Genomic DNA, 24,623 nt, shown 5'->3' on the forward strand with positions numbered 1-24,623 from the left:
AGCAGGTCGACGAGAAAAGGTGTTGCCTTGCGTCGGAGGTTTAGCTCTCACCATCATCCTCTGGTGGGTTTTGCATGGGCATACGAACTACACGCCCAGGCACAACCGTAGAGATCGCATGCTTATAAACCATCTGGCTAACGGTGTTTTTCAGCAAAACAACAAATTGATCAAAAGACTCGATCTGGCCCTGCAGCTTGATGCCATTAACCAGATAAATAGATACCGGAACACGCTCTTTTCGTAAGAGGTTCAGATAAGGGTCTTGTAGGGTATGCCCTTTAGACATGACGCTATTCTCCTTTAGCCACGAAGGCTGTGTGGGGCTCAAGTCGAGCCAAAAAAAACCAAAGTACGGCTCAAAGGCCGTGTGTGTAGCAGCCGCTCCCCATAAAAACAGGCTAGGCGTTAGTTTGCTGCTCTCGCAGCTTACTACATGGGGTAGTACGTTAGGTAGTTCAAGAGCAGATTTACCGGATCAGTGAATTTAGCGAGTTTGGGGTCATTTAGGGCCAGATCGCTCCCTACTACCTCTCCGATGGCGTCTGTATGTATCCACTGTAAGTCCGGCCATTTCCTCAGCCAGGTGAACTGTCGTTTTGCGAGCTGGCGGGTAGCGATAACCCCTAACTCCTGTGCCTCCTCGAGTGAACAGTCGCCTTCTAGATACGCCCAGAGCTGCCGATAACCTACAGCTCGGATCGCTGGTAAATCTGCATGGAGCTCACCCCGAGCTCTCAGGCAGCGAACCTCGTCGAGGAAACCCGCTTTCATCATGTGGGCAAAACGCGTCTCGATGCGCTGGTGAAGAACTTGTCGATCCGCCGGCGCGATTGCAACCGCCAGCACCTCTTCGCCTAGCAATGACTGTGCGTCCTGCTCGTGAAGCTCAGTCATGGTCTTACCAGTGAGGCGGTAAACCTCCAGCGCGCGAGACAAACGCTGAGAATGGTTGGGGTGAATACGTGCTGCCGACTCAGGGTCGACTCGCGTCAGCTCCCGATGCACCGCAGGCCAACCTTCAGCGGCCGCAAGCGTTGCAATGTCTTTACGCACAGTAGCGTCGGCAGACGGCATAGCCGCAAAACCCTGCACCAAAGCGCGGTAGTACAGCATCGTTCCGCCCACAAGAATGGGACGCCGTCCGCGTTCTCGCACAGCAGTAATAGCCTGGTGGGCATCCTTGGCAAAACGTGCCGCGGAGTAGGCATCACTCGCATCGCAAATGTCTATCAGGTGATGAGGATACTCAGGTTTAGCACTACCAATATCGAGGCCTCGATACACCAGCGCTGAATCCACACTGATCAATTCACCATTGAGGGCTTCTGCAAGGGATATCGCAAGATCGGTCTTACCTGAGGCTGTAGGCCCCATGATGCACAGCAGTGGCGTGTCCACGCTAACGTCCGCGAAGGAACAATCGATCCAAGTCCTGCACGCTGAGCGCAGTCCAGGTAGGTCGACCGTGATTGCACTGTCCGGATCGCTCTGTCACTTCCATGTCCCTTAGCAGCGCATTCATCTCCGGCACTGTGAGGCGTCGGTTTGCACGCACAGAGCCATGACAGGCCATAGTCGACAATAGCTCATCCTCGTGACGGGCAATCCGCTCCGACGTTCCGTACTCCAGAAGCTCCGCCAACACATCGCGGAGAAGCTGCTCTACATCAGCGCCTTGCAGAGACACAGGAATCTCGCGAATCATCAGACTTTCTTCGCCCGCAATATCGACGCGTAAGCCCAGGCTTTCGAACAATGCCGCGTGCTCCTCTACCAAAATAGCTTCGCGACTACTCACAGATACGCTCTGGGGCACTAGTAGAGGTTGGCTCCTAATCCCCTGCTCATCTCGCGCCTGCTTCAGGCGTTCATACGTTATGCGCTCGTGGGCCGCGTGCGTATCCACCAGCACCATTCCCTCCCTATTCTGGGCGAGTATGTAGATGCCATGGAGTTGAGCTAGCGCATAACCAAGGGGCGGGATATCCGCAGCGTCACCTTCAGCAACCGCAGTATCACTCTGACTCGAGCCATAGAGTTGCTGATAACTAGCGGCAGTAGCACTATCGAAGCTGGTGGCACCACCCCTGCCCACTTGAAAATCACCGCGACTCCCACGGTCTGAAAACACCGCGGTACTTCCCGCACTTAAACTGGGAGACGCTTGATCTGCCAAACCCATCTCTTGCTGGCGAACAAGCTCACCGGTTAGCAAATCGAGTCGGCCAGTCGATGCCGATACAGGAGAGGTACTCGCCTGGGTTGGCACTGAGGTATCGCTCGGCCGGATGTCTGCCAAGGCTTTGTGCAAGGTGCTATATATAAAACTGTGGACGCTGCGACCATCCCTGAATCGCACTTCATGCTTGGTGGGATGTACGTTGACGTCCACCTCAGCCGGGTCCAGCTCCAGGTACAGAACAAACGCGGGATGACGGCCCTGATACAGAACGTCACTGAAGGCCTGGCGCACAGCGTGGACCACCAATTTGTCGCGAATATAGCGACCATTAACGTAAAAGTGCTGGAGATCAGCCTGGCTTCGCGAAAAGCTCGGCTGTGCCACCCAGCCGTGCAGCCGCAACTCTCCCGCATCACGATCAATCGCAACCGCGTTATCAACAAAGGCCGGCCCGCAAAGTGTTGCCACCCGCCGCAGTTGATCAGCCTCACTGTCACAGCGACGCAAATCACGTAACTGCCTGCCGTTATGGCGCAAGGAGAAACTCACGTCGAAACGCGATAGCGCAACGCGTTTCACAACATCTTCCAGGTGATTAAACTCTGTGCGCTCTGTACGTAGAAACTTGCGTCTTGCTGGCGTGTTAAAAAACAAATCACGGACTTCTACGGTCGTGCCCTGAGGGTGAGCCGCCGGTTTGAGCGTAACCTGCATATCCCGTCCAGAGCAGCTCGCTGACTGCCCATCGCTACCCCCTTCCGCCGTATTACTGGTAACCAGCAAGTGGGACACGGAACCGATACTTGCGAGAGCCTCCCCTCGAAATCCAAAACTCCCCACCTGCTCCAGGTCATCCAGAGAACTGATCTTGCTGGTGGCATGACGATCAAGGGCCAGAGGCAGGTCTTCAGAATCGATACCCGTCCCGTTGTCCCTAATTCGGATGAGCTTGGTTCCCGCTGCTTCTATATCGATATCTACCCGAAGCGCACCCGCGTCCAGACTGTTCTCCAGCAACTCTTTGACCACGGAGGCCGGACGCTCAACCACTTCTCCAGCAGCGATCTGATTGGCGAGGCGCGGAGGAAGGCGCTTAATAACGGGCATAGCGGGTATCTACTCGGTTCAACTCGCGGGAATGCGGAGGGTTTGGCCCACAAGAATCTTGCTGTTACGCAGATTATTGTATTGGCTTAGCAAATTGACGTTCACATTGAATCGATGGGCGATACCCGAGAGTGTGTCCCCACCCACTATGGTGTACTCCGTCTCTCCGGCGTCACGTAGGTGTGCAAGGAGAGAGCCGGGCGGAGGATGGGCACGAAACCATTGCACGATGCCGCTATGAATCGCTTTAGCCATTCGTTTCCGATAGCTTGCGGAAGCGAGCTTTCTTGCTTCCTCGGGATTGGAGATAAAGCCTGTCTCAACCAATATCGATGGCACATCGGGAGACTTCAGCACCGCAAACCCAGCCTGTTCCACCTGTTTTTTATGAAGTCTGGCAAATTGGTTCATCTCGCCGAGGACACTGGCACCGACATTCAAGCTGCTATCGAGAGTCGCGGTCATCGATAAATCTGCCAGGGTCATTGCAAGGGCATCTTCTTTATCACCGAGGCTAACACCGCCCAGCAGATCCGCTGCATTCTCTCGCTGAGCGAGATAGCTTGCCGTCGTACTGGTCGCACCTCTGGTAGACAAGGCATAGACCGAAGCACCTCGGGCGCGTTTATCTCTGAAGGCATCCGCGTGGACCGAAACGAACATATCAGCTTGGCGCTTGCGAGCCAGATCTCGACGCCCCTTCAGGCTGACATAGTAGTCACCACTGCGAATCAGCGTCGGAGCGAATCCCGCATCAGCCTTGAACAAACTATGCAGCTCTTTTGCGATTTCCAGTACCACCTGCTTCTCGCGAAGGCGCCCGGGGCCGGACGCCCCTGGATCCTCCCCGCCGTGTCCCGCGTCAATGGCGATAACAATATCGCGGCGATCGCTGCTGCGAGCGCTCTTTTTAACTGCGGGTGCAGCGACTTCTGTCTCAAGATCGTAAAGGTCAATAACCAGACGATCGTCGGCGAGTTCCGAGGCTTTCAGAGCGAAACTTCGAGGTCTCACAGCTTCGCTAAGATCCAGTACGAGACGCAGATCATCGCCCTCGCGAACACCACTGCGAACACCTGAAATAGGAGTCTTGTCCAATTCGAGAGCATCGACCTTCGCCAGCAGCTTCGCATCAATCACGTCCACAACCAGACGTCTCGGGTTGTCCAACTCCAACAAACGGTGCTCCGCTGGCCCCGACAAATCCAGCACGAGACGCGTGTGGTCCGGCGCCCGCCATAAGCGCAGATCTTTTACATCGACTCCTTTGGCATGGAGCAGCGACGGCAGGGCCCACAGCACAAGGGCCGCAGCGAACCATGCCCGCGGACGAGACTGTGATGTCGGTTCACACTTGATTGTGACCATCTCCCGATTCCACTGATGACTCGGAGTTCTTCCCAAACAGAGATCGTATGGCAGTCAGGCACTCGACACCAATGTCGCTGTAGGCATTCACCTCAAGCTGCCTTCCCTGTCCTTTGACCACGAGTCTAATCTCCATATCCGCCCGCGGCAAAAACTGTCCTCCACGCTCAGGCCACTCAACCACCACCAGCGCCTGGCCACCGAAGTAATCCCTAATCCCCATGTACTCCAGCTCTTCCGGATCGCCCAGGCGGTAAAGATCAAAGTGATACAAGGGCTTGTGCAGATCACCATAGGGCTCAACGAGGGTGTAGGTCGGGCTTTTCACCGCCCCGGTATGTCCCAGACCCCATGCAATTCCACGAGTTAGAGTCGTTTTACCCGCGCCAAGTTCACCATAAAGATATAGCGTCGTGCCAAGCGGCATGTGTGTTGCCAGTACACGCCCAAAATCCACCACCTCGGCCTCAGTTTGTAAGTCAATCTGCAGGTCCTGAAAGGAAGTGCCCATCACTGTAGCAGCTCCGCTATGCAAGGAATGAGGTCCGTAGCCAAAAGTGATCTCTCAGTAGATCCAGCCGCCGCTCTATCGCCTGCCTGAGCGTGAACGACAACAGCCAGAGCAGCGGCCTTTTCTGCGGACAGCCCCTGAGCAAGCAATGCCCCCGCCACACCGCTCAACACGTCACCCATGCCGCCTGACGCCATCCCCGGATTACCATCAAGGCACAGCGCATGGCGCTGGGGGCCAACAACAAGGCTTCCATTCCCCTTCAGCACCACCGAGGCGCCCCAAAGATCCGCTAGCTGCTGCGCCACAGCAAAGCGATCACTCTGTACGGGGTTCCTCGAAGTTTCAGTTCCCAAGGACAGCAAACGCGCAGCTTCCCCGGGATGGGGAGTAATCACCGATCCGTTGGGTAAAGACTGTGGTTCGCGTTTTGCCAAAATGTTCAGCGCGTCTGCATCGACTAGAAGCGGCTTCTGGGCACCCAGACAGGCATGCAGCATTTGCTCCCCCCAGACATCCTGACCTAGTCCGGGGCCCACAATGACAGCGTCAGCCCACTCGAGAAGGGGCATCAATGCGTTTCGATGATCAATCGCACTGACCATGGCCTCGGGCCGCCTCGCCAGCAATGCAGAGATATGAGCCTCCCGGGTGGCGACCCGCACAAGACCAACGCCCGTTCGCAGTGCCGCCTCTGCGGCCAAGATGATCGCCCCGCCCATACCGTGATCACCACCAATCACCAGACAGCGTCCGAAGTGGCCCTTGTGGGCTGCAGATGACCGAGGAGGCAGGGATTGCATTTCTGCCTTCAGGCTCAATACTTCAAAAACCGGGGCCACGGCAGCAAAGGCCGCCGCCGGGACGTTCAAGTCGTCGCAAAAACACGCTCCGGCATACTCCTCACCGGCCCCGGTGTAGAGTCCGCGTTTGGGGGTGATAAAACTCATGGTCCACGACGCTCTCACCGCCGCACCGCAAACAGCACCGGTATCACTATCTATTCCTGAGGGAACATCCAGAGCGAGCACCGGTGCCGCACTCGCGTTAATGAGATCAATGGCGGCCCTGTACTTTGGCCGCACCTCGCCAGAAATGCCCGTACCGAGCATCGCGTCAACAATGACCCCCCCCTCGGCTACAGTATCTGGAACAGCTGCTTCGAGCTCGATGCCCGCAGACTCTGCACGAGCAGCGGCGGCTATCGCATCTTCGCTGCGTAGCACGCCATCCACGAGAAAAACACGGGTTTCCAGACCTCGTCCCTTGGCGAGTGCGGCCAGCAAGAGGCCATCTCCGCCGTTGTTTCCCGCCCCGCAAAACACTTGCACTAAAGGGGGAGCAAGGCTTGCAGATTCAGCGTATTGCGCAAGCAAAAAGTCGAAAGCAACCCGCGCTGCGCGGGCCATTAGCAGAGGGCCGGGTAAGCCATGCACATCAATCGCTTCGCGATCAACGATTCGACTTTGTTCAGCTGTATACAGAAAACGCGGCGCCTGGATACTCATACAGACCACGCCTCTGGCACAATCGTCACTATGGCTTCAAATCTCATAGCGCAATTATACGGTCAGCGTGTCAAAAGGGCTGCACAGCAATGACGGATATTCTGGCCATTTCCGACGAAGACGCTCTCGTCGAAACGATTCGTGGCTGGGCGGAGGAGCTTGGCTTCTCGCAACTTGGCGTCAGCGACATCGACCTCGCCGATCATGAGGAGCATCTGAAACGCTGGCTTGAGGCTGGACATCAAGGTGAGATGCAGTGGATGGGTGACCACGGCACCAAGCGCTCTCGCCCCGAAGAACTGGTTCCCGGTACCTGCAGGGTTCTCTCCCTGCGCATGGACTATCTCAGCGACGGTACCGACCCCATGTCCGTTTTGGAGAACCCGAGCAAAGCGTACATCGCGCGCTATACCCTTGGTCGGGACTACCACAAGCTCGTCCGAAAGCGACTAGCACAGCTCGCGAAACGTATCGAGAGCCACCTTGGAAAAGGCCAATACCGCGCATTTGTGGACAGCGCTCCGGTCTTGGAGCGAGCGCTTGCCGAGCGCGCAGGCCTTGGCTGGATTGCAAAAAACACCATGCTGATCAACCAGGATGCTGGCTCTTGGTTTTTCCTTGGCGAAATCTATACGGACCTTCCCTTAACCGTCGACCCGCCTCAGGACAGCAAGCATTGCGGGACCTGCCGAGCCTGCCTGGACATTTGCCCGACGGATGCCTTTGTCGGGCCGTTTGAATTGGATGCTCGGCGCTGTATTTCTTACCTGACCATCGAACATAAAGGTAGCATCGATCCAGAGTTGCGCCCATTGATGGGCAACCGGATTTTCGGCTGTGATGATTGCCAACTTGTCTGCCCGTGGAACAAGTTTGCGCAAGTTACTGAGGAGCCGGACTTTCAACCCCGTCACGGGTTGGACGACGGAGAATTACTCACACTGTTTGCCTGGGACGAAGCAACCTGGGCTGCAAACACCGAGGGATCGGCATTACGAAGAATTGGATATGAGCGCTGGCTGAGAAACCTTGCCATCGCTCTTGGGAATGCGCCGAGTACGCCCGAAACTGTTGCAGGCCTCCGACAACGCGCTAACGACCCATCTGAGCTTGTGCAGGAACATGTAAGCTGGGCTTTGGGGCGACACGGCGCCCTCTAAACGACTATGCCTATGCGATCAGGCCCTCGAATCGCAGTTCAAAAAATGCTGCTGATAGTGGCGCAGCTCATCGATAGAATCGCGAATATCTTCCAGTGCCAAGTGCACCGCGCGCTTTTGTAAGCCCGCAGCAACGTCTGGTCTCCAGCGCTGGGCGAGAATCTTCAGAGTACTCACATCGAGATTGCGATAATGGAAGTAGCGCTCCAGTTCCGGGAGATGCCGCGCCATGAAACGCCGGTCCTGACAGATGCTGTTACCACACATGGGTGAAGCACCCGCCGGGACCCAGGCTTCCAAAAAGCTAATGGTTAAACGACTCGCCTCAGCTTCATCGATGGAACTAGCCCGCACGCGATCACACAGACCGGAATTGCCGTGATGAGTCGTGTTCCATTCATCCATGGCGTCGAGAGCCGCTTCGGGCTGGTGAATGGCAATCACAGGACCCTCTGCAAGCGTGTTCAAATCACTATCGGTAACGATAGTGGCAATCTCAATAACGCGATCGGCATCGGGATCCAGACCGGTCATCTCCATGTCTACCCAGATGAAATTACGCTCGTCGACCATGTCTATTTCCCGTTCCAAGAGGCAATGCAGTTTAGCACGCGCTCGACAGTCTCCCCGCAGACACGAATAATGCACCCGTGAGTAAACGCAAACTTAATCGCCGCCAGAACTGGCGCATCGAACGCAAGCAGCAAGAGCGCGCTGATCGCGCTGAACGCGCTGGAGCGCTCGGTGACGAAGCCCTCGCTGGGGGACAGCTGGGCACAGAGCAGAAAGGCCGTGTCATCGCCCGCTATGGCACCCAAGCGGATGTGGAGGCTACAGACTGTGAAGTCCATCGCTGCCATCTGCGCATGAACCTCGGATCAGTGGTGGCTGGAGATCAGGTGATTTTCTGCGCGGGCGAAGAGACGGGGGTGGTGGTCGCCCGGGAAGAGCGCACTACGGAGCTTCAGCGTCCTGATAAGTTTGGCAAGCTTCGTAGTGTGGCTGCCAACATAGACCGCGTCATCATCGTCATAGCGCCCTACCCAGAGCCCCATGGAGGCCTGATAGATCGCTATCTTGTAGCGACCGAAAACCTCGGCGCCGAGGCCGTGATCTTACTCAACAAAGCAGATTTACTGGAGGACCCCTACCTCGAGGAGTCCATAGACATACTCCTGGAACCCTATGCTCCGCTGGGTTACGCAAGCATCAGGGCTCAGGGTAAGTTTGGCGCGATCGACGAACTCACAAAACTGCTAGCTGGACACACCAGCATTCTGGTAGGCCAGTCTGGCGTCGGTAAAACCACTCTCGTTAATGCGCTCCTCCCCGATGCGCAGCAGCGGGTATCAGAACTGTCCCCTGACAAGCAAAAGGGACGTCACACCACCACCACAGCGCGCCTATTCGACGTTCCCGGGGGAGGCGCGCTTATCGACTCGCCAGGAATTCGGGAGTTTGGCTTATGGCATATGACGCGAGATGAGGTTGAAGAAGGATTTCGAGAGTTTCGCGATTGTATTGGCCATTGTCGCTTCCGCGACTGCCAACATCAGAGCGAGCCAGGCTGCGCGCTCACCGAGGCAATAGAAACAGGAGCCATCCACCCGGCGCGACTGGATAGCTATCGAAGAATCATCGCATCGCTGGATCAGCCCCTGCAAGGATAATAGCGGTGCAAGCCCAGAGCCGGGATGCCTGATGCCGCGAACCCGACTATGCCGACAGCTGCTGGCCCATACGCACAGCGGCACCCGCGACACAGTCTTCGTTCCAGGCCGCCACGCCCTTTGGAAACAACAAAATCACCGTAGAACCAAGCAAAAAACGCCCCATCTCACTGCCGCGATCCAGTAACACTGGCGTTGGCGTTCCGGCATGATCCCAGCACTGCACCTGTCTGCGCTGTGGCGCCACCTGCCCGGCCCATACGGTCTCGATACCGGCAACAATCATCGCGCCTACTAACACCATGGCCATGGGTCCCCGAGGCGTATCGAAGTAACTGATATGCCGCTCGTTTCGAGCGAAGAGGCCATCGATCGCGGCTGCGGTAGTGCCGTTCACCGAAAACAGGTCTCCCGGAACATAGCTGCTGGCTTGCAGCTGACCGTCCAGAGGCATATGCACACGATGATAGTCCTTCGGTGATAAATAGATCGTAGCGAAGCTGCCACCGGTAAATTGCTCGACGCGAGCCCGATCTCCAGCAAGCAATGCCTCCAAGGAGAAGCTTCGACCTTTAGCCTGCAAAATACGCTGGCCATCAATGTCGCCGATCTCACTGATAGCCCCATCCGCAGGGCAAGCGATGCCGCTGCTGCACAGCGGTCGCACGCCGGGCTTTAAGGCACGAGTAAAAAAGGCATTGAAGCTCTCGTAAGCCTCGGGAAATGGCCTCTCGGCTTCCTGAAGATTTACATCATAGTGTTTGGCAAAGGCGCCTATAAGGCGGTCTTTTAACCAACGAGGGCCCTTGGCCGCGGCAAGGCGACCAACGAGTCTGGACAGCGCGTGCTGAGGCAGCAAGCGCTGAAGCAAGATAAAGAGAGTGTCCACGACGAGTTACAAATACTCCACAGCGGTCTACAAAGTGTCTACAACGACCTACAAAACGGCTACAACGACCCACAAAACGGCTACAACGAGCTCTAAAACATTCACGATGCCGTAAGTCTTCGTGAGCTACGGGGCTCGAGAAACCCGTTTACAGGTTCTCCTCGGCAAAAGCCGCGAGTCGCGATCTAACGATGCCATTCACATGCATGATTCCGGCGTGATCATACCCCTTACTGCGCTCCACCAGATAGGTGAGACCAGAGGTGAGTGGAGAAATGTACTTGTTGTCGATTTGTGCGAGATTGCCCAACACCACGATCTTCGAGTCTTCCCCCACCCGGCTTATCACTGACTTCAACTGAAACTGCGTAAGACCCTGCGCTTCATCGATGATGATATAGGCGTTATTAAAAGAGCGGCCGCGCATAAAATTGAGCGACTTAAACTGGATATTGGCTCGCTCCTTTACATAATCGATGCTACCCGTACAGGACTCGTCGGACCCGTGGAGGATTTCGAGGTTGTCGTCGAACGCCGCGAGCCAGGGCGCCATTTTCTCCTCTTCTGTGCCGGGAAGAAAACCGATGTCTTCGGCGATGGGCGGCGTCGAGCGCGCCACAATCAATTTACTGTAACGACCCTCTTCGAGAATCGCGTGCAAGCCGTAAGCCAGCGCTATGAGTGTTTTCCCCGACCCCGCGGGCCCTGTCATGACGGTCATATCGACTTCGCTGTTACCGATGAGCGACATCGCCATGGCTTGCTCGAGGTTTCTGGGTGACAAGCCCCAGAATTTTCGATTCATCAAGTTGTCCCGACTGTCACAACGCAAGTACAGATAGTCAGCATCGATTCTGTGTACAAAGGCGAGAAAATCCTGATCATCATGAAGAAACATATTGGGATAAGCATCGGGCACAGCATTTCGAGGCACGCGATGGAGCGTTATGTTGTCTTCCCGGATTGTGTCGACTTCCTCGATCCCCGCCCAAAAATCACCCTCTACATGCTGATATCCTTTGCACAGCAGATCGATGTCATCGAGCACACGATCCCGTCGATAGTCTTCAACGTGCAGTAGCCCCGATCCCTTGGCCTTGATACGCATATTGATGTCTTTGGTGACCAGGCACACAAACGCAGCTTCGTTTTCTGCCTGAAGCTTCAGCGCAACATTGATAATCCGATTATCGTTTGCCTGGTCTTGCGTCCCATCCAGATAGGGAACGTCACTGTCATCATTGATTAGTTGGTCAGGGTAAATCGCAAGGGTGCCGCGGCTCCCTTGCGTATCGGCAGAGGGGATTCCCACGCCCTCTTGAATAGCTTGAGGCGACGCTGAATCAACTATCTTATCTATCATGTTGATCGCGATACGCGCCTCGCGACTCACCGTTTTATCCCGGCGATCCTTAATGTGATCAAGCTCCTCCAACACGGTCATGGGTATGACAATGTGGTGCTCGTTGAACGCCGTGACAGCAGTCGGATCGTGCAAAAGCACGTTGGTATCCAGCACGTAGACTTTTTTGGCTGGTTCGACGAGCGGGGTCAGGTCGTGCACAACGGAGCTAGATTCCATAAGCAATTCCTCAGAACATACGATCGGGACGATCAGAAATAGCCCTAGCAATCGATAGGGCAAGTAGCGAGCACAAAACAGAGAGAAGCAGTAAAAAACTGGGCAACAGTCCTAAAACCGGTGTGGAGGCGCGAGAAAAGAAACGAGAGAATTGTGCGAGGGGGACATCTGCTGGAGCGACACTCACTCCCGGCGCTCTGATAGCACCTTCAGTTTCAATGACACCCGAGGCTAAACGCCCGATGCCTTGCTGATCACCCTCTAAGGCTGGAAAGATCGCCGCATCCACCTGAAGCCGGAAACACCCCGATTATTAGCGTTCGTCCTAAACACTGTCAACGGAGTTCTCTCGATTTACTGGTATTTTTCGAATATATCGCGGACAAAGTGTGCGCGCGCAGAGCGCACAGCTGCCAAAGCGGCTTCGCGAGGGGCGGCGTCACGGAGATTCATCAGTAAGAGCCACTTAAGGCGCTTACAAACTGACAGTCGCAGGCATTTCCGATAGCATAGCGCCCCTAAATAAGATGTAGGTCAACCACAACTTTCCGATGTTAGATCGAGATGCCCTTGCCCAGCTAAAAGGGCTGAAAACTCAAATTGAAGCCGAGAAGGAGCGCACCGAGGCGGTGCTTCGAGGCACTCCTGCGCGCTATGGTTTTGCACGCACGGATGACGGGCGCGAGGTTTTTGTACCGCCCGACGAAATGCTCAAAGCCTTTCCGGGAGATCGCGTACGCGTCTGCATACGACCGGGCAAGGACAAGCGACCCGTCGCCGACATTGAGGGCCTCGTCGAAAGCCCCATCGGCGAATTTACTGGTCGTTGCGTCAGCAAGGGCAAGGCAATGTTCGTAGAGCCTGACATTCCGGGAGTTAGTCGCTGGTTGTTTCTACCACCCCAATCGCGCAACGGTGCAAAAGCCGGCGATTACCTGCGCTGCGCGCTTCAGCGGCACCCAATCCGAGACGGGAAACCTCAGGCGAAGGTACTGAGCACTATCGGCGCGGCGGACGACCCTGGGATTGAAAACAACTACACCATGGCCAAGTACGGCCTCCAAAGCGAATGGTCCGATAGCGACAAGGAACAACTTGAAAAGGTACTCGGTGCTATGACGCCGGAAACCGACAGTCATCGAGAGGATTTTTCTGATCTCGCTTTTGTCACTATTGATGCTGCACGTACCCAGGATATCGACGATGCACTCTATGCGGAGGTCACCAATGACGGCTGGCTACTTTACGTCGCTATCGCAGACCCCACCGCTTACATCGACGCAGACTCCCCCTTAAGGGCAACCGTTGCGGAGCGCGCCAGCAGCGCCTATTTCCACGGGGCTGTTGTACCCATGCTTCCCGAAAATATCGCGCAACAGCGCTGCGCCCTCGCTGAGAACGAACTTCGACCTGCCTTGGTGTGCCGCGTAGCCATTGCCGAAGACGGTAGCGTCGGAGAGTATCGCTTCTTCGAAGCGACAATCCGTTCTCGGGCCAAGCTCTCTTACTTCGCCGTAGACCGCTATCTCAGCGGGCAGGACGAGTCTCTGATTTGTCATGCCACGCCCCTGGAGGCTCTCTATCAAGTATCCAGAGCGCTTCGCGGTCGAAGAGAGGCTCAGGAATTGGTCATGGAGGATCGTCAGGAGTTTCGCTGGCTCCTTGATGACCGGGGCCACATTGAAAATATTGAACCCTGCGAAAAGCTCAGCTCCCAACGTCTCGTAGAAGAGTGCATGGTCGCGACCAATCGCTGCGCTGCGATGTTCCTTGCAGAGGCAGGGGCCCACGGCCCCTTTGTGGTGCACGATGGGTTTCGCAGGGATCGCTTGAAGGATCGCGCCAAGTTCCTGGAGCTTTATGTGTCTGACGCCGAAAGCCTCGATCCAGACTCCCTGGTGGGGTATCGCGACTTATTGCGTCAACTCGCCAGCAGTGACCATGAACTCCCCCTTCGAAGTATGGTGAATCGCCTGCTGACCCGCGCGCGGCTTTCCAAAAAGCCCGGTGCACACATGGGCATGTCCCTGCCCTTGTATACCAATTGCACATCTCCGCTGCGCAAGTACCTGGATTTTCTGGTGCACCTGCAAATCAAGGCAACGCTTCGAGGTGACACGATCACCATTTGCGAACAGCCCGAGCTGGATTCCCTAAGCCAGAAACTGCAGAAATTGCGCCTAATCAGCAACGAGGCAGAGCGCTGGTTAACGCTGGAATACCTTCAGCGTCAGGCAAAGAGCACGCCTGGCCCCTGGGCGGCCCACGTATCTCATATGGGAAATAACGGGTTCAGCGTCCGTCTTGATAACAGCGGTCTTGAGGGCTATGTGGATTTGCGCAAGGCGGGCGAAAAATTCCACTTCGACAAGTGGACGGCAACTCTAAAGAGCAAGACCCGTCACTTTCGAGTGAACACGCCAGTGAACGTAACACTCATAGGCAGCGATGAAGAGACGGTACATCTGCCGTTGTTTAAGCTCGACCCCAACTCCGGGCGGAAGTTAGAGGTTGTGGCAAAGCCCAGCGAGGCGACAGATAACTAAGGTATCTATCGCCAGCAGCTGGGTAAATCGACGCTTAGAAGTGTGCATTTCCGGGAGTACGCGGAAATGGGATGGCATCGCGAATATTCTCCATGCCCGTCACATAGTTGATCAGGCGCTCAAAGCCCAAGCCAAAGCCCGAGTGCGGCACCGTTCCATAACGACGTAAATCCCTGTACCACCAAAGTTCCTCGCGAAGCTGCGGGTCCATACGCGCGTCAAGCACATCCAACCGCTCTTCACGCTGACTACCACCAATAATTTCTCCGATGCCTGGGGCGAGCACATCCATCGCCGCTACCGTTTTCTCATCGTCGTTCAGGCGCATATAGAACGCCTTAATCTCTCGCGGGTAGTTCATAAGAACTACCGGTCGTCCGACGTGTTTCTCACACAGAAAGCGCTCATGCTCACTCGCCAGGTCCACCCCCCATTCCACCGGGAACTCGAACTTCTCGCCACTGCTTTGCAGTATCTTGATGGCGTCTCCGTAATCCATGCGCTCGAAGTCCTGATCCACCATAGCGGTGAGCCGGGATAGAACAGTGTCATCAATCCGCTGATTAAAAAACGCGAGGTCGTCCTCACACTCATTCAAGACGCGGTTGAAAACATGTTTTAGCAGCGACTCGGCCAGATCTGCATTCTCTGCCAGATCCGCGAACGCCACTTCAGGTTCGATCATCCAGAATTCTGCGAGGTGACGGCTTGTATTGCTGTTTTCGGCGCGAAAGGTCGGCCCAAAGGTGTACACCTTGCTCATGGACAAACAGTAAGACTCCACAGCCAGCTGACCACTCACAGTGAGAAACGCATCGCCTCCAAAAAAGTCCTGCGCATAATCAACGCCTCCCTCAGGAGTACGCGGGATGTTAGTCATATCCAGGGTGCTGACGCGGAAAAGCTCTCCGGCTCCTTCGCAGTCGCTGCCGGTGATGATGGGCGTGTTTACCCAGTAAAAGCCGTTGTCGTGAAAGTAACTGTGAACGGCGTTTGCCAGGCTGTGGCGCACGCGGGTGATCGCGCCAAAGGTATTAGTACGCGGTCGCAAATGCGCCTGGGTTCTCAGGTATTCAAAGCTGTGGCGCTTTTTTGCAATGGGGTAGGTCTCGGGATCGTCGACCCACCCCAGCACGCGCACTTCGCTCGCCTGAATTTCTACCTGCTGCCCCTTGCCCTGGGACGGCACCAAGGTCCCGCGGAGCTCCACGGAGCAACCGGTGCCCAGCGCGAGAACCTCACTTTCGTAATTATCTAGATCCGCCGGAACCACTGCCTGAATCGCGTCAAAGGAAGAGCCATCATGTATCGCCAGAAAAGAAATACCGGCCTTAGAATCTCGCTTGCTACGCAGCCAACCCCGAACAGCGACTTCGCCGCCCGCGGTGGGGTCCGATCGCAATAGATCCAAAACTCGTGAAAATGTTGTCATCTGGAGCCTCCGCCTCAAAGGCGCGGAGGATAACTAAAGAATCAAGTTACCGCCATGGCGAGCGGTGATTCAGAGTGCTGCAGCCTGCTGTTCACGAATGATTTTTAGCTGCACACGGTAGCGTTGTTTCTCTACCTGAAAGGAAGCACGCTCTATCGCCTGGGAGATAAGACGCTCCGCCTCTTCGTCGTTCCCCAGCTCGTGAGCCGCCAGCCCCTGGCTATAAATGAGTAGTCCATCATCAGGTTGCATCTTGGTAGCGCGGGCAAAGTGCTCGTAAGCCTGCTCCCAATCCTTCTCTTCCATCGCGACATCACCAAGGCTCGCGTGGTAATAAGGATTCAGACTTCGGTAGCGCTCAAGACGGTCTTCCCAGTAACTCTGCTCGTTACCGCGGCCCTGGAGCTCATATAGCACCACCAGATTGTTCATTGCGGATCGATCACTGCCGTCTATCTCCAGGGCATGAAAGTACGCCTGCTCGGCTTCGGCGTACTGTCCTGCGTAACGATAAATTGCCCCAAGGTTCACCCACAACTGAGACAAACCAGGCGCCTCTTCGAGCCCACGGACCAACTGCTGCCAGGCGATAACCGGCCGGTCCACAGCCAAAGCATTCATGGCCCGGTTGTTGTAGTAGAGGGCAAAGCCTTCGGCATCACTCATGAGGCGGGCACCCGCCACTTCATTGCGATTGAGAGGATCGATATCGACCATGTACTCCGTGCTGTCGCGCATCTTCACCTGCACGTTTACGTGGAGTCGTACAGCAACCCTGTCTCCCATACGATGCCACTCGGGCCGTACCTCCATCCACTGATACTGGGCATTAAGCCCAGCCTCGCGAGCCAACGCAGTGAACATATGGGCATAGCTCAGGCAATTTGCCGTGCCTCGGTCAAAGGCATCTCGGGCTGTGCCATCGGCAAAGGGGTCATACTGCATAGCCAGGGCACCCTGCCCCTTGATCGCGCGATGCAGAGCCATGAGCTTGTTGTGCGCGTTGTTGGACTCACCGGTGTAGAGTTCGACAAAATCGCGCATCTCCTCGGTGACCATCAAAATCTCAGGATCATCCGCTAACGAACCTTCTCGATCGTAAGTGTAAATCTGACCATCCAGCTTCAATGGCGGGACATCCTGTACATCAAAAGCCCACTTTGGTCCGGTGGCGCAGGCCCCGAGAAACAGTGCGGTGCACGCAAGCAAAATCATACGAGTCACGGGCGTCACGGCGCTAGACGAAACAGCCGTGAAATGCAGGGACGCAAGCCTAAGCACTCTAGCGTCCTGCCCGCACGAATTGGTGCAGGGTGAATTCATCGATTAAGGCCTCGACGTAGCTTTGGTCGTCCTCACTGAAGCGCCCGGTAGAAGGGCTGTCTATGTCTAACACCGCAATCACCTCGCCGTCAGCCCGGATTGGGATGACGAGCTCGGAACGTGATCGGATATCGCAGGCGATATGACCAGGGAAGGCGTGCACATCGTCCACCCGTTGAGTTTCACCAGAAGCAACACAGGTACCGCATACACCGCGGCCCACAGGTATGCGTACGCAGGCGGGGTTTCCCTGAAAGGGCCCCAAAACCAATTCATCGTCCTTTAGAAAATAAAAACCCAGCCAATTGATGTCTGGCAATAAGGTATTGAGAAACGCGGAGGTATTAGCAGCATTGGCCACCAGGTCATATTCACCCGATAGCAGGCCGGCCAATTGCTGACGGGCCTCGGAAACTGACAGTCGCGGCTCTGTTTTTATTGCCGCGCCAGGCTTGGCGACTTCGTTCATACCCTGAGTATGGTACAAGCCAGACCCGATCGCCAAGTCACTTTAGAGACTCCGTAAACCATGCATAATCGTGGTGTTCTATCGCTGCACAGCCAGAGCCGGGCCTTGAACCCGTCAAGACGCCCCTACGCTAGCCTTTGTCCAACGCGGCATGCAGATCGAGGTACTGCTGCGTGAGCTTATGTGACGGCGCAAGATCAATAAGAGGGCGATGTAGGTAGTGCGATTCTTTCATTTTTACAGAGCTGTTAAGAAAGGTTGAGACGACCGGATAACCCTCTGCCTCAAGCTCAGCTACCAGCTCCCCCGGCAACCTGGCCTGACTGTTGAACTGATTAATAACGATACCCTCAACTGCGAGATCTTCGTTGTGATCCTCTCGCAATTCAGCAATGTTATCCATCAGTGCGTAGAGGCTCTGGCGAGCAAAACTATCACAATCAAACGGTATCAAGACGCTATTTGCTGCGATCAGCGCAGATTTTGAATAAAAATTGAAATTTGGCGGTGTATCGATATAAATCCGATCGTACTCATTCTCAAGCTTTAACAGAGCGTCTCTTAGTTTGTAGATCTTGTAGCGAGCCTCAAGCTCGCGCTCAAGTTCGGACAACAACGGGCTGGATGGCATGAGAAAGAGGTTCTCGTAGGGTGTTTCCCACACAAAGGCATCCGGATTGCGGCTCATACGACGAGAGCCGACGGTCTGTTTAAAAAGACCGGACACGCCCTGGGCTTCCGCGGGAAACGCCTCAGCATCGATCTCACCCACCAAATAGTGGGTAGTATTGCCCTGTACATCTAGATCGATGACGAGCGTTTTACGTCCAAGACTGGCGTCTATCGCTGCGAGGTTACAGGTGATGCTGGTTTTTCCAACGCCGCCCTTCTGATTAAACACCACTCGCTTCATCACCGCTCCCATTCGAATCCATGATCCGCAAAGGGCAGGCAGTTTAGCCAAGCCCAAGCAGACTGTCAGCCGCCAACGTTAGCTTTGCAAGCTCACAACTGCCCGTTAGCGGAATTCCCTGTGTTATTTTGCGCACCCTCAAAACTTCTGCTGGAGCGCACCATGACAAACATCCCTCGGGTACAACTCCTACTCACCGGGGACGAGTTGATGAGTGGCGACACGGTGGACTCGAATTCTGCGCTCATAGCTCGAGAGCTTTCGGGACTCGGCCTCACTCCCTGCAGACGCGTAACCCTGGGTGACGACCGACAGGCTCTGGCTCGAGAGATGACGGCCCTATCGCAGGACGCAGACGTGCTTATCGTGAACGGCGGCCTCGGACCAACTATCGATGACCTGACTGCTGAGGTGCTGGCCGAAGTCGCCGGCAGTGGTCTTGAGGAGCATCCAGATGCTCTGGAGCATCTCGAGCGATGGTGCAAAAAGCGCAAGCTGATTTTGAACGCGGCCAATCGCAAGCAAGCCATGCTTCCCAAAGGCTGCACGCTTATCCCTAACCCCGTGGGCAGTGCCGTGGGATTTTCTCTGGTGGTCAACGATTGCCTTGTACTTTGCACGCCAGGGGTACCTGGAGAGTTACGCGCCATGCTACCGGTGATTCTGGAGCGCTTGCGAACAATCTATGGAATCACTCTGCAAAAAGATGTTTTGCGGCTACAAACCTTTGGCCTCGGAGAATCCACAGCGCAGCAGTTGCTCATGGACGAACACCCGGACTGGCCCAGCGAAGTGATACTGAGTTTTCGGGCCGGCGCACCGCAACTGGAGCTAAAGCTCAGTATCACTCGCGCCGAGGACAGGGGCCTTAGAGACAACTGCCGTCAGTGGATGGAATCTTTGTTTGGTGATCACATCATCGGCGAGGGAGACACACGCATTGCCGAGGCTGTCATTGATCTCGCGCGAAAAGCAGGAGTAACGCTCAGCTGCGCTGAATCCTGCACCGGGGGAATGATCGCTTCGATGCTGACGCAAATATCCGGTGCTTCCGACGTTTTCCCCGGAGGCTTCGTGACTTACTCAAATGCTCTGAAGCAATCGGTTCTGGGCGTCCCTGCGTCGACCCTGGAAGCTGACGGCGCTGTCAGTGAAGCGACGGTCAAGGCCATGGTCGCCGGCGCCCTCGACGCCTCTGGTGCTGACTTGGCGGTAGCTGTATCGGGTATCGCAGGTCCCGGCGGCGGCAGTAAAGAAAAACCGTTAGGCACCGTTTGGCTAGCTTGGGGCGATCGAGAGCGAGTAGAAACGGTTTGTCTGTGTTGGCCCGTGGAGCGCGTACTCTTTCAAACCATGGTAGCCGCTGCCGCACTGGATGTGCTCCGACGGAGGCTTGCCGGTATCGACAAGCAATCCAGTTACTTTGATCAGCGACGTCTGCGCTAGGGGCTTCGAAAGCCGAAGGGTGAAGACCCTACGGCTGTAACTGCGAAACGCTCCAGACACCCTGTTCATCGAGTTGATAACGGAAACGATCATGGAGTCGATGCTCGCCACCCTGCCAAAACTCGATGCGCTGAGGCTGAATGCGATAGCCTCCCCAAAAATCCGGCACGGGTACTTCACCCTCTGCAAATTTATTGCGGAGCTTTCGTACCTCTTCCTCAAGAAGTGCGCGCTTGGCGATCGGCCGACTCTGACGGGAAGCCCAGGCGGCAATCTGGCTCTCCCGGGGCCGCGACAAAAAATAAGCCGCTGACTCCGCAAGGCTCATACGTTTTGCGGTGCCGCCAACGATGACTTGTCGATCAAGTTCGTTCCACGGGAACAACAGAGACACATTGGGGTTGGCACTAATCGCCTCGGCCTTATCAGAGCCAAAGTTCGTGTAGAACACAAACCCCGCCTGCGAGAGCCCTTTAAGCAAAACAATGCGCTGCCAGGGCCTACCGTCCTCATCAATGGTAGATAGAGCCATTGCCGTTGGATCCGAAAGCCCCGCATTTACCGCTTGCTCAAGCCAGCGCTCAAACTGGGTGTAAGGGGAATCGGGCAAATCCGCTGCAGTGAGGCCGCCCGCAGTGTACTCCCGCCTATAGCTCTCGAAATTGCCACTCATTCGTTATCGCTCATGACCCGAATGCCTTCCCGCTTAGAGCGAGCTCGTCTCGGGGGGAAATGGCAAAAGCACGGCTTTTGCCGCCATAGCGCGGTTTTGCGCGGCATCTTTGGGATCCGGCTGACTCTTCAGCGTAGACTGAATAGTTGATCGCCACACCGACCGATTCCTAGCAGGATCAATGAGATCCACTATGAACGTCCCCTCCACGTACTGCCGTACACTGACGTCTGAAACCGGCGGGCCACAACGCCAGCAGTTATAGGCGCTAGCAGCGTTGTAGGAACGGATATCTGTCTTTTCCCGCGTCACCAAATGCCACGCTAGGTACACATCCGCCGCGTCTCGGTCGCTCACAACCTCATATCCGCGAGCTTGCAATTCGATCGTCAAAGCATCATTAATTCGATCTACCTGCAGATCACTGATTAATTTCTCGGCGGCAGATGTTCGATCGATGGGCAGAATAGCCAGCCGCTGCACTTCGCCAAAGTTAAAATCGGCGTCAAAATCGCTGACTGCTTCCAAGGCCGTGCTGGCACAGCCACTCATGATGCATGCCAGCAAGAACAAGGCAGCGGTGCGAAGCATGAAACCCATCAAAATTACTCCCAGATTACAAAATTAAGCTTAGAATTCATCAGTATAGTCAATCGCTGGTCGAGGGAGATACCGGCGCCCGGTTTAGAAACACTGGAATCTCCGGAAATGGATGCCACCGCTCCCAATCTTCGCCCAATCGCGCTTCCAGTGTGTCGCCCAAAATAGCCAAATGACGCTCAGCCAAAAGCGTCTGAAGCGCCAGTTTATCGACTTCCTGGCTAATAACGGCCGCCTCCAGAAGACCCTCAAGGCGAAACCGCGCAGCCGGGGGTATGTCATCACCCTCTGCGATGCGCTGGAACTGCCAGGTCAATCGCTGTCTAATCTCGTCGTATAGTTTGCTCATGAAAGTTGTTGCCGCGAGGGAGCTTTTATTACATTTTGCCATCAACTGGCGTGGACGCCCAATAAGCTGCTCGGTAGCTGTTGTTCCTTTGGATGAGCCGCAAAAGGCTATAGTGCGTAGAGTAAGTGACAGACACAGAGGTCCTTTCAACTGAGGAGATAATGAAGCACACCATTCAGCAATCGCCCTTCAAGGTCTTGAACTTCACGAGCGCTTGCCTGCTGCTGGTTGCGGCACTTCTTTGGCCGCCATTTGTTTCAACGGCGGCAGAGCTGGAAACGCAGCAAGCTGATACAGACGCGTTGGAGCGTGAGGAAGGGGCCCGAGAGACTCTACTGAGCGACGTGCGCGCCTATGCGCAGCGCATTCAGGAAATGGAAAGCAGCGATGGGGCCTTTGCTCCCGGACTCACAGAAGATCTTCTTGGATTGGGCCTGGCCTTGCAGCGAAACGGTGATCACGAGCAAGCGGTAAAAGTGTTTAAACGGGGGATACACCTTTCCCGCATCAACGAGGGTCTGTATAGCCGCAGACAGCTATCGTTGCTCCAAGGCGAAATCGCCAGCCACATCGCTATGGGCGCATTGTCTGAAGCGGACGAACGACAGCGGTACCTTTACCGCGTACAAGCGAAAACGCTTTCGGACGTGACTCGCGGGCAAGCACTCATGCAACATGCCCTTTGGCAGCGGCAGGCCTACGAAGCCGGCATCGGTGAAGACCCCTTCGCCAGACTGGTGAATATGTGGAGCCTCTACCGCTATGCGCTCACAGAATTTGCCAAAATCGATGGAGAAACATCCCCGACGCTGCTTCCGCCACTCTATGGAATGCTGCGGGCCCAATACTTACTCAGCGGCTTTGTAGGAGAGACTACCAACGGCCGTTTTCGCACCGGAGGGATATACGGTGACGAGGAGTCCCGGCAGATCGCCTACGCCAGTCAGAGCTATAAGCAGGGCAGCTCGGTGATTCGCGCGATTTACGACATAGAGATCGCGCAGAACGACGTTAAGCTCGAGGACACTGCCGAAGTGCTGCTTATGTTGGGTGACTGGCAATTCTGGCACGGCAAACGCAACGAAGCTCTGGAAACCTACGGTGAACTTTACGGGGAACTTGCAGAGGGTGAAGCTGCCCAACAGTTAAGGGGACAGCTGCTAGACACCCCTCAACCGCTCCCGGGACTTATCGGAGTGCGCGCCCTGCCTGAACCTGTAGACGAGCAGGAAGGGCGATTGCTGCTAGAATTCGGGGTTTCCGACCGAGGCAGGGTGGTGAACGTCGTCCGCCTCGATGACAACGTTCAAAATGATACGAAAGCGGGCGACGTTATAAGCCGGCTGAAACGAACACCTTTCCGGCCACGCATTGACGATGGTTTGCCGGTAGATACAGAAGGGTTGCGCTGGGCTTATGACATTTCCGTGTGGTGAAGAGCAAATCAAGGGGCTGCAGACGCTGAGTCTGCCGGCAAAATTGCCGCTGGCGTCGCTGCTGGCCTGCCTACTGCTGACTGGCTGTCCTAGCGCGAGCAATCCGACGACGCCACAAACGCCCTCAATGCCGTCTCCAAGCACGCCGCCGCCGAGCAGCTCATCTTCTTCGAGCTCGTCCTCTTCCAGCAGCTCCAGTAGCTCTAGCAGTTCCAGCAGCTCTAGCAGTTCGAGCAGCCAGTCAAGTAGCCCCTCGTCGCAAAGCAGCCAGAGCCAGTCCAGCTCCTCCGGAGCGCAGTCGCCGGGAAGCCCGAGCAGCGCTGAGGGATCTCAGAGTAGCGAACAGGCTGGAGAATCCGGCGCTGAAACCACCGCGTCCTCTGACCAATCAGCCGAGCGTGGCTCCACGGACGGTGATCTCCAAAACGGCGGCGATGTCTCCAGAGATATGGGCGAGTTTCCCAGCGGTGAAGCCCCGGGTGCCGAAGTTGCCGCAAGCGGTGAGAACGGCGGGGGCGGAAAGAGTGGCGACCAAGCAGGCAGCGAATCCAGTGGCGCCGAAGCGGGCTCAGGAGATGAGTCCGGCGGTGGTAGTTCAGGCGCAGAGAGCACTGCGGATGCTGGTGACGGGGGCAGTGGCGATAGCGCAGGAGGCGGCGAGCCCGGATTTGAAGACAGCTCCGGCGGCAGCGACGCTCTCCCAAGTATGGAAGATGAGGAATCCGTTGCGTCAGGCGGTGGGGGTATGGGCGAGCCGTCTGGCTCTTCTGGCTCTGCCGGCGGTCAAGAGGCAGGGGGCGCCAGCGGATCTGCAGGCGGCGTTCAGGGCTCGATAGCAATACCGGGGATTCCAGGTATTCCGGGCGGCATGGGCACCAGCGGAAGCGGCGCTCAGGGCGCGGGTGAAGTGGCAGGAGGCGCCAGCGGTACCGGACAAGGCAGCGGCAATAGCGGCACCGGCGATGGATCCGCGGGCACAGGCACTTATGGGCGTTTCCCGACAGGTCAGGGCCCCCTGACTCCCGCGGAGCAAGTGGCTATTCTTGACGCCGAGCTCGAGCGCGGCATGGGAGAGTTCGATGCCATGATTCTTGAAGAGCAGGCGGCTCAGCGAGAAGCAAGCCGTCAGCAGCCCATCGAACCTATTCAAACCGCGTCTGCGGGAGGCGGAGCCGGCGGTGGTGAAGCCGATGAAGGCTACGGGCGAGAAATGGGCGGTGGCAGCTACAGCGTTGGCGGCGGCATGGGCGGTGCCAGCGGCGGCGGTGGCAGTATTCCTCAAAACACGGCCAAGTATCCCCCACCCGCCGACATTCCCAACGGAAACAACGACGACGTGGTGGCAAGGCAGCTTCGGGAGGCCGCTATGCGTGAGCCTGACCCGGAAGTCCGGGAAAAGCTCTGGGTTGAATACCGTAAATACAAGGGTATCAAGCAACCGTGATATCGCTGTTAA

The 24,623-nt window shown here is 56.0% G+C and carries 22 protein-coding genes; 6 read left to right on the top strand and 16 right to left on the bottom strand.

Annotated elements, in window-relative coordinates:
- Nucleotides 1-40: 40 nt before the first annotated feature.
- From hfq to AB8B76_RS04475, 6 genes are all read right to left on the bottom strand, one after another.
- Nucleotides 41-289 carry an RNA chaperone Hfq gene (hfq, locus tag AB8B76_RS04450; RefSeq protein WP_008292735.1) on the bottom strand — a complete coding sequence of 83 codons (249 nt, stop codon included), beginning with the start codon at nt 287-289 and terminating at the stop codon, nt 41-43.
- 143 nt (nt 290-432) lie between these two features.
- A complete protein-coding gene (gene miaA / locus AB8B76_RS04455; protein WP_405270759.1) occupies nt 433-1,377 on the bottom strand; it encodes a tRNA (adenosine(37)-N6)-dimethylallyltransferase MiaA in 945 nt (314 codons plus the stop codon).
- Nucleotides 1,378-1,402: 25 nt separating this feature from the next.
- The gene (gene mutL / locus AB8B76_RS04460) at nt 1,403-3,292 is read right to left on the bottom strand and encodes a DNA mismatch repair endonuclease MutL (protein ID WP_405270673.1); all 1,890 of its coding nucleotides are present in this window, start codon (nt 3,290-3,292) and stop codon (nt 1,403-1,405) included.
- An 18-nt stretch (nt 3,293-3,310) separates the two neighbouring features.
- Nucleotides 3,311-4,660 carry an N-acetylmuramoyl-L-alanine amidase gene (locus AB8B76_RS04465; RefSeq protein WP_405270675.1) on the bottom strand — a complete coding sequence of 450 codons (1,350 nt, stop codon included), beginning with the start codon at nt 4,658-4,660 and terminating at the stop codon, nt 3,311-3,313.
- Nucleotides 4,641-5,171, bottom strand: a complete 531-nt coding sequence (gene tsaE, locus AB8B76_RS04470) for a tRNA (adenosine(37)-N6)-threonylcarbamoyltransferase complex ATPase subunit type 1 TsaE (RefSeq protein WP_405270761.1) — start codon at nt 5,169-5,171, stop codon at nt 4,641-4,643. The genes AB8B76_RS04465 and tsaE overlap by 20 nt, the downstream gene beginning before the upstream one ends.
- Complete coding sequence (locus tag AB8B76_RS04475; protein ID WP_405270677.1) at nt 5,171-6,679, bottom strand: NAD(P)H-hydrate dehydratase; 1,509 nt, start codon at nt 6,677-6,679, stop codon at nt 5,171-5,173. The genes tsaE and AB8B76_RS04475 overlap by 1 nt, the downstream gene beginning before the upstream one ends.
- 89 nt (nt 6,680-6,768) lie before the next feature.
- Here AB8B76_RS04475 and queG point away from each other — a divergent pair, with 89 nt between their 5' ends.
- Nucleotides 6,769-7,839, top strand: a complete 1,071-nt coding sequence (queG, locus tag AB8B76_RS04480; RefSeq protein WP_405270679.1) for a tRNA epoxyqueuosine(34) reductase QueG — start codon at nt 6,769-6,771, stop codon at nt 7,837-7,839.
- Nucleotides 7,840-7,857: 18 nt separating this feature from the next.
- Here queG and orn read toward each other — a convergent pair whose 3' ends face one another.
- Entirely contained in the window at nt 7,858-8,412 is a 555-nt protein-coding gene (gene orn, locus AB8B76_RS04485) for an oligoribonuclease (protein WP_405270681.1), read from the bottom strand.
- A gap of 77 nt (nt 8,413-8,489) precedes the next feature.
- Between orn and rsgA the strand changes: the two genes are divergently transcribed.
- On the top strand, nt 8,490-9,509 hold the full coding sequence (gene rsgA, locus AB8B76_RS04490; protein ID WP_405270683.1) for a small ribosomal subunit biogenesis GTPase RsgA: 1,020 nt from the start codon (nt 8,490-8,492) through the stop codon (nt 9,507-9,509).
- A gap of 46 nt (nt 9,510-9,555) precedes the next feature.
- Here the strand turns inward: rsgA and asd are convergent, their stop codons facing one another.
- Both asd and AB8B76_RS04500 read right to left on the bottom strand, forming a co-directional pair.
- Nucleotides 9,556-10,398 (bottom strand): archaetidylserine decarboxylase, encoded by an 843-nt coding sequence (gene asd / locus AB8B76_RS04495; RefSeq protein WP_405270685.1) that lies wholly within the window; start codon nt 10,396-10,398, stop codon nt 9,556-9,558.
- A gap of 148 nt (nt 10,399-10,546) precedes the next feature.
- Nucleotides 10,547-11,980 carry a PhoH family protein gene (locus AB8B76_RS04500; RefSeq protein ID WP_405270687.1) on the bottom strand — a complete coding sequence of 478 codons (1,434 nt, stop codon included), beginning with the start codon at nt 11,978-11,980 and terminating at the stop codon, nt 10,547-10,549.
- Nucleotides 11,981-12,531: 551 nt separating this feature from the next.
- Between AB8B76_RS04500 and AB8B76_RS04505 the strand changes: the two genes are divergently transcribed.
- A complete protein-coding gene (locus tag AB8B76_RS04505) occupies nt 12,532-14,526 on the top strand; it encodes a VacB/RNase II family 3'-5' exoribonuclease (RefSeq protein ID WP_405270689.1) in 1,995 nt (664 codons plus the stop codon).
- A 34-nt stretch (nt 14,527-14,560) separates the two neighbouring features.
- Here the strand turns inward: AB8B76_RS04505 and asnS are convergent, their stop codons facing one another.
- The 4 genes from asnS to AB8B76_RS04525 form a co-directional block, all read right to left on the bottom strand.
- A complete protein-coding gene (asnS, locus tag AB8B76_RS04510) occupies nt 14,561-15,958 on the bottom strand; it encodes an asparagine--tRNA ligase (RefSeq protein WP_405270691.1) in 1,398 nt (465 codons plus the stop codon).
- Nucleotides 15,959-16,027: 69 nt separating this feature from the next.
- Entirely contained in the window at nt 16,028-17,173 is a 1,146-nt protein-coding gene (locus AB8B76_RS04515) for a transglutaminase domain-containing protein (RefSeq protein ID WP_405270763.1), read from the bottom strand.
- A gap of 67 nt (nt 17,174-17,240) precedes the next feature.
- Entirely contained in the window at nt 17,241-17,750 is a 510-nt protein-coding gene (locus AB8B76_RS04520) for a GAF domain-containing protein (RefSeq protein ID WP_405270693.1), read from the bottom strand.
- Between the two features lie 130 nt (nt 17,751-17,880).
- The gene (locus AB8B76_RS04525) at nt 17,881-18,663 is read right to left on the bottom strand and encodes a ParA family protein (protein WP_405270695.1); all 783 of its coding nucleotides are present in this window, start codon (nt 18,661-18,663) and stop codon (nt 17,881-17,883) included.
- A 162-nt stretch (nt 18,664-18,825) separates the two neighbouring features.
- Between AB8B76_RS04525 and AB8B76_RS04530 the strand changes: the two genes are divergently transcribed.
- Nucleotides 18,826-20,109, top strand: a complete 1,284-nt coding sequence (locus tag AB8B76_RS04530; protein ID WP_405270696.1) for a CinA family nicotinamide mononucleotide deamidase-related protein — start codon at nt 18,826-18,828, stop codon at nt 20,107-20,109.
- A 28-nt stretch (nt 20,110-20,137) separates the two neighbouring features.
- Here the strand turns inward: AB8B76_RS04530 and pdxH are convergent, their stop codons facing one another.
- From pdxH to AB8B76_RS04545, 3 genes are read right to left on the bottom strand one after another with little or no spacing between them, the layout of a single operon-like run.
- Nucleotides 20,138-20,782, bottom strand: a complete 645-nt coding sequence (gene pdxH / locus AB8B76_RS04535; protein ID WP_405270698.1) for a pyridoxamine 5'-phosphate oxidase — start codon at nt 20,780-20,782, stop codon at nt 20,138-20,140.
- 33 nt (nt 20,783-20,815) lie between these two features.
- Nucleotides 20,816-21,382, bottom strand: coding sequence for a DUF4136 domain-containing protein (locus tag AB8B76_RS04540; protein WP_405270700.1), 567 nt, complete (start codon nt 21,380-21,382; stop codon nt 20,816-20,818).
- Between the two features lie 49 nt (nt 21,383-21,431).
- Nucleotides 21,432-21,731, bottom strand: coding sequence for a hypothetical protein (locus AB8B76_RS04545; RefSeq protein ID WP_405270702.1), 300 nt, complete (start codon nt 21,729-21,731; stop codon nt 21,432-21,434).
- A gap of 161 nt (nt 21,732-21,892) precedes the next feature.
- On the opposite strand from AB8B76_RS04545, the gene AB8B76_RS04550 reads away from it, so the two are divergent.
- On the top strand, nt 21,893-23,167 hold the full coding sequence (locus tag AB8B76_RS04550; protein WP_405270704.1) for a hypothetical protein: 1,275 nt from the start codon (nt 21,893-21,895) through the stop codon (nt 23,165-23,167).
- Nucleotides 23,148-24,611, top strand: a complete 1,464-nt coding sequence (locus tag AB8B76_RS04555; protein WP_405270706.1) for a hypothetical protein — start codon at nt 23,148-23,150, stop codon at nt 24,609-24,611. Before AB8B76_RS04550 ends, AB8B76_RS04555 begins: the two co-directional genes overlap by 20 nt.
- Nucleotides 24,612-24,623 lie beyond the last annotated feature (12 nt).

The sequence above is a fragment of the Congregibacter sp. genome, from assembly GCF_045107095.1.
Taxonomy (GTDB): Bacteria; Pseudomonadota; Gammaproteobacteria; order Pseudomonadales; family Halieaceae; genus Congregibacter.

Excerpts from the sequence above, each read along its gene's own strand:
- orn (WP_405270681.1), bottom strand. The coding sequence starts at position 8,412 with ATGGTCGACGAGCGTAATTTCATCTGGGTAGACATGGAGATGACCGGT.
- pdxH (WP_405270698.1), bottom strand. The coding sequence starts at position 20,782 with ATGAGTGGCAATTTCGAGAGCTATAGGCGGGAGTACACTGCGGGCGGC.
- AB8B76_RS04515 (WP_405270763.1), bottom strand. The coding sequence starts at position 17,173 with ATGATTTTGCTTGCGTGCACCGCACTGTTTCTCGGGGCCTGCGCCACC.
- tsaE (WP_405270761.1), bottom strand. The coding sequence starts at position 5,171 with ATGGGCACTTCCTTTCAGGACCTGCAGATTGACTTACAAACTGAGGCC.
- AB8B76_RS04550 (WP_405270704.1), top strand. The coding sequence starts at position 21,893 with ATGAAGCACACCATTCAGCAATCGCCCTTCAAGGTCTTGAACTTCACG.
- AB8B76_RS04540 (WP_405270700.1), bottom strand. The coding sequence starts at position 21,382 with ATGGGTTTCATGCTTCGCACCGCTGCCTTGTTCTTGCTGGCATGCATC.
- queG (WP_405270679.1), top strand. The coding sequence starts at position 6,769 with ATGACGGATATTCTGGCCATTTCCGACGAAGACGCTCTCGTCGAAACG.
- AB8B76_RS04530 (WP_405270696.1), top strand. The coding sequence starts at position 18,826 with ATGACAAACATCCCTCGGGTACAACTCCTACTCACCGGGGACGAGTTG.
- miaA (WP_405270759.1), bottom strand. The coding sequence starts at position 1,377 with ATGGGGCCTACAGCCTCAGGTAAGACCGATCTTGCGATATCCCTTGCA.
- asnS (WP_405270691.1), bottom strand. The coding sequence starts at position 15,958 with ATGACAACATTTTCACGAGTTTTGGATCTATTGCGATCGGACCCCACC.
- AB8B76_RS04545 (WP_405270702.1), bottom strand. The coding sequence starts at position 21,731 with ATGAGCAAACTATACGACGAGATTAGACAGCGATTGACCTGGCAGTTC.
- AB8B76_RS04520 (WP_405270693.1), bottom strand. The coding sequence starts at position 17,750 with ATGAACGAAGTCGCCAAGCCTGGCGCGGCAATAAAAACAGAGCCGCGA.
- hfq (WP_008292735.1), bottom strand. The coding sequence starts at position 289 with ATGTCTAAAGGGCATACCCTACAAGACCCTTATCTGAACCTCTTACGA.
- AB8B76_RS04500 (WP_405270687.1), bottom strand. The coding sequence starts at position 11,980 with ATGGAATCTAGCTCCGTTGTGCACGACCTGACCCCGCTCGTCGAACCA.
- AB8B76_RS04555 (WP_405270706.1), top strand. The coding sequence starts at position 23,148 with ATGACATTTCCGTGTGGTGAAGAGCAAATCAAGGGGCTGCAGACGCTG.
- AB8B76_RS04475 (WP_405270677.1), bottom strand. The coding sequence starts at position 6,679 with ATGAGTATCCAGGCGCCGCGTTTTCTGTATACAGCTGAACAAAGTCGA.
- AB8B76_RS04465 (WP_405270675.1), bottom strand. The coding sequence starts at position 4,660 with ATGGTCACAATCAAGTGTGAACCGACATCACAGTCTCGTCCGCGGGCA.
- mutL (WP_405270673.1), bottom strand. The coding sequence starts at position 3,292 with ATGCCCGTTATTAAGCGCCTTCCTCCGCGCCTCGCCAATCAGATCGCT.
- AB8B76_RS04525 (WP_405270695.1), bottom strand. The coding sequence starts at position 18,663 with ATGAAGCGAGTGGTGTTTAATCAGAAGGGCGGCGTTGGAAAAACCAGC.
- AB8B76_RS04505 (WP_405270689.1), top strand. The coding sequence starts at position 12,532 with ATGTTAGATCGAGATGCCCTTGCCCAGCTAAAAGGGCTGAAAACTCAA.